The organism is Sulfitobacter sp. G21635-S1, assembly GCF_027213915.1.
Taxonomy (GTDB): Bacteria; Pseudomonadota; Alphaproteobacteria; order Rhodobacterales; family Rhodobacteraceae; genus Sulfitobacter.
Window position 1 is genome coordinate 56684 of record NZ_JAPWGV010000015.1, and the last position, 11462, is coordinate 68145.

Below are 11462 nucleotides of genomic sequence, written 5' to 3' on the forward strand. Positions count from 1 at the left end.
GCCCCGGAACCGCAGGCGCGGCGCTTCAGCCTGTGGCTTTTGTTGCGGCCAGCCCCGCGTCGCGCATCTGTGACAGGGTCATGCGGGGCGTCAGCGCCTCGGCAGAGACGTTCAGATCCAGCACCGCGCCGGTCTCAGAGGCCAGCGCCCGGTCAAAGGCGGCTGCGAAATCGGCGGTGGTCTCAACCCTTTCGGCATGGAAACCGTAGGCCCTGGCAAGCGTGGTGAAGTCCGGGTTCACCATAGTCGTGCCGGACACCCGTTCGGGATAGTGGTGCTCCTGATGGGCGCGGATGGTGCCATAGATGCCATTGTTCACGATCAGCACGATCGGCTGTGCCCCCGCCTGCGCGGCGGTGGCCAGTTCCTGACAGTTCATCTGGAAATCCCCGTCGCCCGCAAAGCAGACCACGGTACGCTCCGGATGTGCCACCTTGGCCGCGATGGCCGCAGGCAGGCCGTATCCCATGGCCCCCGATTGCGGGGCCAGCAGCCGCGCCCTGGGGCCGAACTTGTAGAACTTGTTGGGCCAGACGGTGAAATTCCCCGCCCCATTGGTCAGGATCGCATCTTCCGGCAGGACCGCGCGCAGATGGGCGGTGGCAATCGCCATGTCGACGGGCGACGGCTGCGCAGGCGCGTCAAAGCCTGCCTCCCATGCCGCGCGGCCCTTGGCACGCCAGTCGGCCCAGCCGCCGGTGATCGGGGTCAGCGCTGCGGCAAAGGCGTTGGGGCCGGCGGTGATGCCGAGGGTCGGAATGTAGATCTTGCCGATCTCCTCGCTGGAGCCGTGGACATGGATGATCTTCTGTTTCGGATTCGGGACATCAAGCAGCCTGTAGGCATCAGTCGTCATCTCGCCAAATCGGATGTTGATCGCCAGAATGGTGTCAGCATTGCGGATCAGATCCTTGACATGGGGCGGCATCCCCACCCCTGCCTCGCCACAATAGACCGGGGACAGGTTGTTGAACCGGTCCTGAAAGCGGAAGGCCGCGACCACGGGAATATCGGCGGCTTCGGCGAATTCTTCCAGGGCGGCGCGCCCGGCGTCGGTCCAGTTGCAACCGCCCGTCAGGATCAGCGGACGCTCGGAGGCGCCCAGCATCGCCAGCGCATCCTGCATCGTGGCGGCACTGGGGGCCGGCTCTTCGATCCGGGCGGGACCGGTCAGGGGCTCTGCATCGCTCATGCTGGTCAGCATGTCCTCCGGCAGGGCCACGACCACCGGGCCGGGACGGCCCGTGGTGGCCATTGTCCAGGCCCGCGCCAGGATCTCGGGAATGCGGTCCACGTGATCAATCTCGACCGCCCATTTCGCAAGGGTGCCGAAAACGGCGCGGTAATCGACCTCCTGAAACGCTTCCCTCCCCCGCTGGTCGGTGCCGATCTGCCCGACGAAAAGGATCATCGGCGCGGAATCCTGATGCGCGGTATGCACCCCGATGGAGGCATTGGTCGCCCCCGGCCCGCGCGTGACCATGCAGATGCCGGGACTGCCGGTCAGCTTGCCCCATGCGGCAGCCATGAAGGCGGCACCGCCCTCGTTCCGGCACAGGACAAAATCGAATGTGCCGCCGGAGTCATGCATCCCGTCCAGCACCGCCAGATAGCTTTCCCCCGGCACGCCAAAGCTCTTGGTTGCGCCCAGCGCCACCAGGCTGTCCACCAGCAATTGTCCCCCGTGTCGTGCCATGATGCGCATGTCCTTCCCGTTTGGTCGCGAATCCCTGAAATTGCGCACAAGCTGCCTGTAAAGCCGCGCCAGTGAAACCGCGAAATGCCGAAACTGCGGAATCATCCCCCGGCGGAATTCGCGGAACCTTTTGCAAGCGGCGGGTGTTGAGTCTGCACTGCCTTGCATCTGCCGCTGCCGGAGACCTCATTGGACAATCTGACCTCGATCCGACGATCCCTGCAGTTCCTGGTGCTCGTCGCGCTTTTTGGTACCTGCTATTTCGCCCGCGATCTGATCTTGCCGATCATGCTGGGTTTCCTGCTGGCGCTGACCCTCAGCCCGCTGGTCAGGGGGCTTTACCGCGCCGGGATTCCCCATGCGGTTTCGGGCGCGGTGCTGGTATCGCTGACCGCCCTGCTGATCATCATTGTTGTCGGCGGGTCCGCGGGCACCGTTGCGGTCTGGAGTGATGAATTGCCCAGAATGGGCGCAGAGATCCAGCAAAAGCTGCGCTTGATGACCGATGCGGTCGAAGGGGTGCGCACCGCCACCGAAGAGGTCGAGAAAATCACCAAATCGAAAGACGCAAGTCCCGAGGTGATCGTGCAGCAACCGGGCCTGCTGGACACCGCATTCGATACCGTCACCCAGATCGGCGCATCCCTGATCGTGACGCTGATCCTGGCGATGTTTCTGCTGTCCTCGGGCGAGCTGTTCTATCTCAAGATGGTGCAGGCCTTTCCCACCATGGCGGGCAAGAAGCGCATCCTGACCACGGTCTACAACATCGAGCGGCGCGTCTCGCGCTATCTGTTGACGATCACGCTGATCAACGCCGGATTGGGTCTGGCGCTTTTTGCCTATCTCAGCGCGCTTGGCATGCCGCAGGCCTATGTCTGGGGAATCGCGGCCTTCCTGCTGAACTTTCTGCCCTATCTGGGCGGCATCATCGGCTCCGTGCTTGTCGGGGCCTTTGCCATCGTGACCTTTGACAGCATCGGCTATGCGCTGCTGGCCCCTTTGGGATACATGGCGCTGACCAGTCTTGAAGGTCAGGTGCTGACACCTTTTCTGGTGGGCCGGCGGCTGGCAATGAACACGGTTGCCGTGTTCCTGACCGTGGTGTTCTGGGGATGGCTCTGGGGCATTCCGGGCGCTTTGGTGGCGGTGCCCTTCCTGGTGGTTTTCAAGGCGGTCTGCGAAAATTTCGAACCGCTGCGCACCATCGGGCTTTTCCTGTCCTCCGAGGACAGGAAATTGCCCGATGCCGATGAAGAACCGGATGCGGCCTGACGGCGCTTACCCCGCCAGCGACGGCAACCACAGGACAATGCCGGGAAAGGCGACCAACAGCGCGATGGTCACCGCATCCGCGAAAAAGAACGGCGCCACGCCCTTGAATACATCCTGCACCGTCAGATCATCGCGCACCCCCGCCACGACAAAGCAGTTCAGGCCGATGGGCGGGGTGATCAGGCAGAATTCGGCCATCTTCACCACAAGGATACCGAACCAGATCGCACACATCGGCCCGGACATGCCAAAGGCGCTGTCGGCCGCCGACACCAGCTCGCCGCCGTTCAGCGCCATGACCGCCGGATAGACCACCGGCAGGGTCAGCAGCAGCATGCCGATGGCATCCATGAACATGCCCAGCACCGCATAGGCCAGCAGGATGCAGATCAGGATCACCAGCGGCGACATCTCAAGCGAGGTGATCCAGGAGGCAAAGGCATCGGGCAGTTCCGCAAACCCCAGGAACCGGACATAGATCAGCACGCCCCAGATGATGGTAAAGATCATCACCGTCAGCTTGGCAGTCTCCAGCAGCGCCTCTTTCAACTGCCCCCACCGCATGCCGCGATAGAGCGCCATCAGGAACACGATGAATGCGCCCACGGCACCGCCTTCGGTGGGGGTGCCCCAGGCGTCGCCAAAGGGGTTGTAGACAAAGAAGATGATGATCACGACCACCGCAAGGATCGGCAGCGCGGGCGGCAGGCTTTCAAAGCGCTGCTTCCAGCTGAAGCCCGTCACCGGGGGGCCGACGTTCTTCCAGATCATCGCAATCCCGACGATCAGCCCGCCGTAGACCACGGCAGAAAATGCACCGGGAACGAATCCGGCAAGCAGGAGCTTGCCCACGTCCTGCTCCACGATGATCGCATAGATCACCAGGATGGCCGAGGGCGGGATCAGCGAGGCAAGCGTGCCCCCTGCCGCCACCACACCGGCTGCGAATTTCTTGTTATAGCCCACTTTCAGCATCTCGGGGATCGCAATGCGCGCAAAGACCGCCGCGGTTGCCACCGATGCGCCCGACACGGCGGCAAAGCCGGCGGTGGCAAAGACGGTCGATACCGCCAGCCCCCCCGGCACCCAGGCAACCCAGCGTTTGCAGGCCTCGAACAGCGCCGTCGTAAGTTTGGCGTAATAGGCAAGATAGCCGATCATGATGAAAACCGGGATCAGGCTGAGCACCTGGGCGCTGACTTTGGAATGGGGGGTCAGCCCTGCGATCTTGACGCTGATCTCTATCGCTTTCCACAGGCGCGCGGGGTCATAGTCAAAGCCGTTCCAGCGCAGCCAGCACAGCCCGAGAAAACCCGCCAGACCGGCGGCGAATGCCACCCGCATGCCCAGCACGACCATGACCAGCATGCCACCCGAAACCCAAAGGCCAATTTCAATGGGCTCCATCAGCCGTTCTCCTCAAGCGCGCGAGCCTCGGCCATCGCCTGTTCTTCAATGGTCAGGTTCAGCGGCACCCCCGCCGGGTTCTCCAGCCCCAGCACCAGCGCGCGGCCATAGCCCCAGGCCTGCAACAGCAACCGCAGCGCCAGCACGCCAAAAGCGACCGGGACCACGAGTTTGCTGGGCCATATGGGGATGCCGACGTCGATGGAACTGTCGCGGCTGCACAGGGGCCGCGCGCAGTCGAACGAGCGGTCGAAATGTTCCCAGGCCCCCCATGTCAATGCCACGATCAGCAAAAGGATCAGCAGGACGGAGACCAGTTCAAAGAACCACAGCACCCGGCCCTTGAGCGCCGAGACCAGCATGTCCATCCGGATATGGGTGCCGTCACGCTGGACATAGGACACGCCCATGATCGCGATGATCGGCATCGCGGCCTCGATGTAATCGACATAACCCATCATCGGCGCGCCGAAGAACTTGCGCGAACTGACCGAATAGGCCGCCAGGAACATCAGCGCAAAGATCGCCAGACCCGAAAGCAACGCGCAAAAACGCTCAATCGGGAGCAACATCCGGTCAAGTTTGCTGAGTAGGCTGGAATCCTCCAGCACTGCCGCCGATCCGGCCATAAGTCCCTCTCCCCTGTTCGGCATTTTCGCCGTTTTTGAGAAACTGCCCGACGCCGGGCTGCTCGCCAAAAACGAAGAGGCCGCCCCGGAAATCGCGGGGCGGCCCGATGTCAGGTCAGCTGCCGCTGGCTTTGGCTTCTTCCAGTGTCGAGACCACCAGATCATAAAGCTCCTGGCCCGGCAGGCCCTGTGCTTCCATGTCAGCGATCCAGGCATCCCGTGCCGGTGCGGCGGCGGTCTCACGGAACTCTGCCAGCACTTCCGGCGCGATCATGACTTTCTCGACGCCCTTCTCCTCCAGCACCGCATCCCAGCGCTTGAGCAGTTCACCGTAATTGGCCAGATAGTGGTCCAGCGCCTCGTCAACAGAGGAATCCAGCGCCTCACGCTCCGCATCCGACAGCGATTCGTAAGCGTCGATGTTCACCACAACGGGGCAGTTCACGGTGCCGGGGTTCAGGTTGGCCGTCCACCAGTCCGCCTGGTTGATGGTGCCAAAGCTGAGGTGCGCGTGCTGGGCAAAGGCAACCGTGTCGACAACACCGGATTCCATCGCCTGATAGGCTTCGCTTGATGTGACAGAGGTCGGCACCGCGCCGACCGCCTCGAAGGCCTTGCCCAGACCACCGGTGGCGCGGACACGCATGCCTTCGAATTCCTCTAGCGTGGTGCGCGGATCGCCGGTGCCGACAAGGTTGTACTGCGGCATGGGCGAGGTCATCAGCAGCTTTGCATTCCATTGCGCCATCTCTTCGGCGGCGGCAGGATGCGCATAGACGGCCTTGGAGACCGCGACTTCCTGTTCAAGGTTCTCGACCCCCAGGAACGGCAATTCCAGAACGGTCACGACGCGGTTCTTGTCAGGGTGATAGCCGGCACAGAATTGCGCCATCTCGAAGGCCCCGATGGAGATACCGTCGAGGTTCTCGCGGTTCTTGGACAGGCCGCCATAGCTCACGTTCATGGTGAATTCGCCGCCGGTCTTTTCGCTTACCAGCTCGGCGATCTTTTCGATGTGTTCGGTAAAGGCGCGGCGCTTGCCCCAGACGGATACATTCCATTCAGTTGCCGCAGCTTCAGTGACAAAGGCTATGCTTAGCGCGCAGACGGCTGCGCCGCTCATGAGGTTGGTCATTGATATCTCTCCCTAGCTGCGCGGCCATTCTGCCACGCTTGGGCCAAGGCTAGCGCGACCGTCCCGGGCTGCCAACCCCAAAGGGTCATCGCAAAAGCCATGACAGGCCCGGCCGCGCGGCAATAGCGAAAGGCAGGTATGGCTGTCCCCCGCCCCGGAAGGGCCATTTGACAGGCAGCGCATTGAAAACACGGGTATTTTGCACCGTATTTTCAGGCCGGTTTACAAGTCGTTCAAAAACACGGAAATAGTTTTACAGCGAAATCAAGCCATTCCATATGGTTATTTCAATCCTTACAGCGCGCGCTATGATCCCGCGCAAGAGGAGATATGTGTTTTGAGGGAGCTGCCCCTCATCATGCGTGCAAGAATACTGTCAAGGAGGAACACCCGATGTCTGACGCCAAAATCTACCCGCCATCCGATGCCATGGTCAAAGGCGCACATGTGAACGCCGACCAATATGCCAGCATGTACATGGCCTCCGTGAACGACCCGGAATCCTTCTGGGCCGAACAGGGCAAGCGGGTGGACTGGATCAAGCCGTTCAGCCAGGTCAAGGACGTGGACTTCACCCTCGGTCAGGTCAAGATCAACTGGTATGCGGACGGGCAGCTGAACGTCAGCGCCAACTGCATTGACCGGCATCTGGCCACCCGTGGCGATCAGACCGCGATCATCTGGGAGCCGGACAGCCCCGATGAAAAGGCGCTGCACATTACCTACCGCGAATTGCACGCCAACACCTGCAAGATGGCCAATATCCTGAGCGATCAGGGCGTGACCAGGGGCGACCGGGTCATCATCTACATGCCGATGATCCCCGAGGCCGCCTATGCCATGCTGGCCTGTGCCCGGATCGGTGCCATCCATTCCATCGTCTTTGCCGGATTCTCGCCCGATGCGCTGGCCGCGCGGATCAAGGGATCAGAGGCCAAGGTCGTGATCACCGCCGACGAGGCCCCCCGTGGCGGGCGCAACACACCGCTCAAGACCAATGCGGACAAGGCACTGGCCTCCTGCGACGCTTCCGTCAAATGCCTGGTGGTCCGCCGCACCGGCGGAGAGGTCCCCTGGAACGCGGATCGCGATGTCGATTACACCGCGCTGGCCAAAGACGCCGCCGACAGCTTTGAACCTGCCGCGATGGGGGCCGAAGACCCGCTCTTCATCCTCTATACCTCCGGCTCCACCGGCCAGCCCAAGGGTGTGGTCCATACCACCGGCGGCTATCTGGTCTATGCCGCGATGACCCACGAGATCACCTTCGACTACCACGATGGCGACATCTATTGGTGTACGGCGGATGTGGGCTGGGTCACCGGGCACAGCTATATCGTCTATGGCCCGCTGGCCAACGGGGCCACCACGCTGATGTTCGAAGGGGTGCCGACCTACCCGGATGCCTCGCGGTTCTGGCAGGTTTGCGAAAAGCACAAGGTGAACCAGTTCTACACCGCGCCCACGGCGATCCGCGCACTGATGGGCAAGGGTGACGATTTTGTCACCAAATGCGATCTGTCCAGCCTCAGGCTGCTGGGCACCGTGGGCGAGCCGATCAACCCCGAGGCCTGGAACTGGTACAACGAGGTTGTCGGCGGCGGGCGTTGCCCCATCGTTGATACCTGGTGGCAGACCGAAACCGGCGGCCACCTGATGACCCCCCTGCCCGGCGCCCATGCGATGAAACCGGGTGCGGCGATGAAACCGTTCTTCGGGATCAAACCGATGATCCTTGAGCCGACATCGGCAGAGGTCATCACCGACAACCCGGCAGAGGGCGTGCTGGTCATCGCGGACAGCTGGCCGGGACAGATGCGCACCGTCTGGGGCGATCACGAACGCTTTGAAAAGACCTATTTCGCCGATTATCCCGGCTATTACTTCACCGGCGACGGCTGCAAGCGTGACGCGGATGGCGATTACTGGATCACCGGCCGGGTGGATGACGTGATCAACGTCTCTGGCCACCGCATGGGCACGGCAGAGGTGGAAAGCGCGCTGGTCGCCCACAAGAAAGTGGCCGAGGCCGCCGTCGTCGGCTATCCGCACAAGGTCAAGGGCCAGGGCATCTATTGCTATGTCACCCTGATGGGCGGCGAGGAACCCTCGGAAGATCTGCGCAAGGAGCTGGAAGGCTGGGTGCGCAACGAGATCGGACCGATTGCCAAACCCGACCTGATCCAATGGGCCCCCGGCCTGCCCAAGACACGCTCCGGCAAGATCATGCGCCGCATCCTGCGCAAGATTGCCGAGAACGACTTTGGCGCATTGGGGGATACATCGACCCTTGCGGACCCCTCTGTCGTCGACGATCTGATCGAAAACCGGATGAACCGCTGAAAAGCCGATCGGGTCCTTAAGGGGCCGAAGCGAACATGCCAAAGCGAACATATCGCCCCCGCAGCAATCTGCGGGGGCGTTTTTCTGCGGTCCCCGGCCCAGGAGCCTCCGCCCGGCCTGCGCCTGTCGTTACGCTGGTGCAGACCGGAGGGAGCTGCCATTCCTGACAGCGATCCACCTTTCGCCGCGATCATCAACACAGCTTGAGGCAGCGCAAATGCAGCTGACCCAAATCAATTTCCGCGCCACAGGTATTTCACCTTCCCGCCGAACGCTCTAACTAGCGTCGGAACGGGATCGGAAAGGCGCAGCAATGGCACGACATGGAACTCGGGCAATCGGCGTGATCGGGCTGGGCAATTTCGGCAGCACCGTCGCAACGGAACTTCAGCGTTTCGGCAACCATGTGATCGGCGTCGATACGGATGAAAAGCGCGTTTCGGCCCATGCTGAATCCCTGAGCCAGGCGGTGATCGTGGATGCGCGGGACGATCTGGGCCTGCGCGAGGCCGGTTTTGCCGAATGTGACATCGCCGTTGTCGCCATGGGCTCCGATCTTGAGGCCAGCATTCTGACTGCGATGAACCTGAAACTGATCGGCGTGCCGCAGATCTGGGCCAAGGCCACCACCAAGACCCACCACCGCATCCTGTCCAAGCTGGGTGTGGACCGGGTGATCCACCCCGAAATCGAAGTGGGGCAACATATTGCGCAGGTGCTGCACAACCCGCTGGTGCGCGATTATGTCAGCCTTGGCAACGGCTATCACGTGGTCAATTTCCGCATCCCCGAAAGCCTTGAGGGCAAGCGGCTGGTCGATCTGCCCCATACCGAGAAATTCAATCTGCGCTGCATCGGCGTGATGCGCGGCACGGAATTTGTCGGTCAGGACGGGACGACATGCACCTTGCAGCGCGACGACCTGCTGCTGCTGCTGGGGCAGCGCAAGGACCTGCGCAGCTTCGCGGCCAGCCTTTAACATGGCCAGAGGCGCACAGCGGGTCAAAACAGGCTCTGGCCTGGCGCTGCCGCCGCCGGTTGTTCTGGGGCTGCTTTATCTTGTCTTTATCGTCATCGGGGCAAGCCTGCTCTGGCTGCCCGTTTCGCATCATGGTGACGTCGGGCTGGCGGAAGCGCTGTTCACCTCCACCTCTGCCGTAACGGTAACGGGGCTGGTGCTGATGGATACCGGTGCTGCCTTTACCGGGTTTGGGCAGGCCGTGATCGCGCTGCTGATCCAGTTCGGCGGCCTGGGGCTGATGACATTCGCGGTGCTGGTGCTGAGCGCGCTTGGCATTCCGGTGGGGATGCCGCAACGGCTGATCCTGCGCGAGGATCTCAACCAGACCTCGATCAGCAATCTGACGGTGCTGGTGCGCGTGATCATTGTGGTCGCCTTGCTTTGCGAGGCAATCGGCGCCCTGCTGCTGGCCTTTGTCTTTGTCCCCGAATACGGCTGGAACGGCATCTGGCAGGCGGTGTTCCATGCCATTTCCGCCTTCAACAACGCGGGCTTTGCCCTGCATCCCGACAGCCTGTCGCAATGGGTCGGCAACCCGGTGATCAACCTGGTGATCCCGGCGCTGTTCATCATGGGCGGGATCGGTTTCATCGTGGTGGGCGACATCTATCAGACCCGCAGCTGGCGGCGGCTGACCCTGCATTCCAAGCTGATGCTGATGGGCACTGCCCTGCTGATCCTCTGGGGCTGCCTGTGGTTCGCAGCACTTGAATGGACCAACCCCGACACGCTGGGCGCGCTTTCGCTTGGCGACAAGTTGTGGGCGAGCTGGTTTCAGGGCGTCACCCCCCGGACCGCCGGGTTCAACACGATCGACACCGGCGGGATGCATGATTCAACCGCCATGATGACAATGACGCTGATGCTGGTGGGCGGTGGCAGCACCTCAACCGCCGGGGGGATCAAGGTCACGACCTTTGCGGTGCTGCTGCTGGCAACGGTGGCCTTCTTTCGCCGTCAGACCACCCTGCACGCCTTTGGCCGGGCGCTGGGGGTCGAGGAAGTGCTGAAGGTGCTGGCGCTGACCACGATATCCATGTTGCTGGTCCTGTCAGGCATCTTTGCCATAGCCATCAGCCATGATGGCCAGTTTGTCGATCTCGCCTTCGAGGTGACATCGGCCTTTGGCACGGTGGGCATGTCGATGGGTGCCACTGCAGAGCTTGATGGCATCGGCCGCGCCCTGATCATGCTGATCATGTTCATCGGGCGGGTCGGCCCGCTGGCGCTGGGATTCTTCCTGGCCACCCGCGCCGTGCCCCGGGTCAAATATCCGCCGGGTCAGATCTATCTGGGCTAATGCCTCGGGCGATGCTGCCAGCGGCGGGGTCGCCTGGCCGAAACGTGGTTCAGGAGCATCCGTCCCCTTCCCACCGGCACCCCAGACCGCAAAAAGCCCCCGCGAGGGGGGCTTTTCACGGGTTGGGCAGGGGAATTACCCTTCCACGCGGGTCAGATTGATCTCACCCACGCCAACAGCGAAATTCACGCCAGTCTGCGTGTTCACGCTGATCGGTTGCAGCGCCAGCGTGTTTTCCGAACCGCCGGTCATCGCATTCGCGCCAAGGCCGACACCCAGTGTCGCCTCTGCCGAAACGCCCTTGTAGCTGCCGTTCAGCCCGCCTTCGACATATTCGGATTCCGTCGGCGCCAGCACCAGCCAGGACATCTGGCCGTTCTGGGTCTTGCCGATGTCAATGCCATAGCGGTTGATTTCACCGACATAGGTTTCATCCGCCAGACCTTCCTCCACCGGGTTGAAGACGCAGGTCAATTCCCGCGTTGAGCCAAAGACATAGCCGGTGCCGTCACCCACATCACAGGACAGCGATCCGATTTCGGTGTGATCGACGGTCTCACTGTCCGCCGCATAGGCGGTTGTTCCCAAGGCCACACCGGCAATCATGGCGGCGGCAGCGGTCATTTTCATGTTTTTCATGTTGTGTGTCATAGTCA

At 62.1% G+C, this 11462-nt stretch carries 9 protein-coding genes; 4 read left to right on the forward strand and 5 right to left on the reverse strand.

What is annotated here, in order from left to right; all coding sequences use genetic code 11:
* Window positions 1-25: 25 nt before the first annotated feature.
* Window positions 26-1696 carry a thiamine pyrophosphate-dependent enzyme gene (locus O4H53_RS15220; RefSeq protein WP_269365083.1) on the reverse strand — a complete coding sequence of 557 codons (1671 nt, stop codon included), beginning with the start codon at window positions 1694-1696 and terminating at the stop codon, window positions 26-28.
* Between the two features lie 189 nt (window positions 1697-1885).
* Between O4H53_RS15220 and O4H53_RS15225 the strand changes: the two genes are divergently transcribed.
* Entirely contained in the window at window positions 1886-2971 is a 1086-nt protein-coding gene (locus tag O4H53_RS15225) for an AI-2E family transporter (RefSeq protein ID WP_269365085.1), read from the forward strand.
* Window positions 2972-2977: 6 nt separating this feature from the next.
* Here O4H53_RS15225 and O4H53_RS15230 read toward each other — a convergent pair whose 3' ends face one another.
* The 3 genes from O4H53_RS15230 to O4H53_RS15240 all read right to left on the reverse strand — a co-directional run bounded on the left by O4H53_RS15230 (window position 2978) and on the right by O4H53_RS15240 (window position 6142).
* Window positions 2978-4378 (reverse strand): TRAP transporter large permease, encoded by a 1401-nt coding sequence (locus O4H53_RS15230; protein ID WP_269365087.1) that lies wholly within the window; start codon window positions 4376-4378, stop codon window positions 2978-2980.
* The gene (locus tag O4H53_RS15235; protein ID WP_269365088.1) at window positions 4378-5007 is read right to left on the reverse strand and encodes a TRAP transporter small permease subunit; all 630 of its coding nucleotides are present in this window, start codon (window positions 5005-5007) and stop codon (window positions 4378-4380) included. The genes O4H53_RS15230 and O4H53_RS15235 overlap by 1 nt, the downstream gene beginning before the upstream one ends.
* A 115-nt stretch (window positions 5008-5122) precedes the next feature.
* Window positions 5123-6142, reverse strand: a complete 1020-nt coding sequence (locus O4H53_RS15240; RefSeq protein WP_269365089.1) for a C4-dicarboxylate TRAP transporter substrate-binding protein — start codon at window positions 6140-6142, stop codon at window positions 5123-5125.
* A 393-nt stretch (window positions 6143-6535) separates the two neighbouring features.
* On the opposite strand from O4H53_RS15240, the gene acs reads away from it, so the two are divergent.
* The 3 genes from acs to O4H53_RS15255 all read left to right on the forward strand — a co-directional run bounded on the left by acs (window position 6536) and on the right by O4H53_RS15255 (window position 10806).
* Window positions 6536-8485, forward strand: a complete 1950-nt coding sequence (gene acs, locus O4H53_RS15245) for an acetate--CoA ligase (protein WP_269365091.1) — start codon at window positions 6536-6538, stop codon at window positions 8483-8485.
* 313 nt (window positions 8486-8798) lie between these two features.
* Window positions 8799-9464, forward strand: coding sequence for a potassium channel family protein (locus tag O4H53_RS15250; RefSeq protein WP_269365093.1), 666 nt, complete (start codon window positions 8799-8801; stop codon window positions 9462-9464).
* 1 nt (window position 9465) lies between these two features.
* Window positions 9466-10806 carry a TrkH family potassium uptake protein gene (locus O4H53_RS15255; RefSeq protein ID WP_269365095.1) on the forward strand — a complete coding sequence of 447 codons (1341 nt, stop codon included), beginning with the start codon at window positions 9466-9468 and terminating at the stop codon, window positions 10804-10806.
* 135 nt (window positions 10807-10941) lie between these two features.
* On the opposite strand, the gene O4H53_RS15260 is transcribed toward O4H53_RS15255, so the two are convergent.
* On the reverse strand, window positions 10942-11445 hold the full coding sequence (locus O4H53_RS15260; protein WP_269365096.1) for a DUF992 domain-containing protein: 504 nt from the start codon (window positions 11443-11445) through the stop codon (window positions 10942-10944).
* Window positions 11446-11462: the final 17 nt, after the last annotated feature.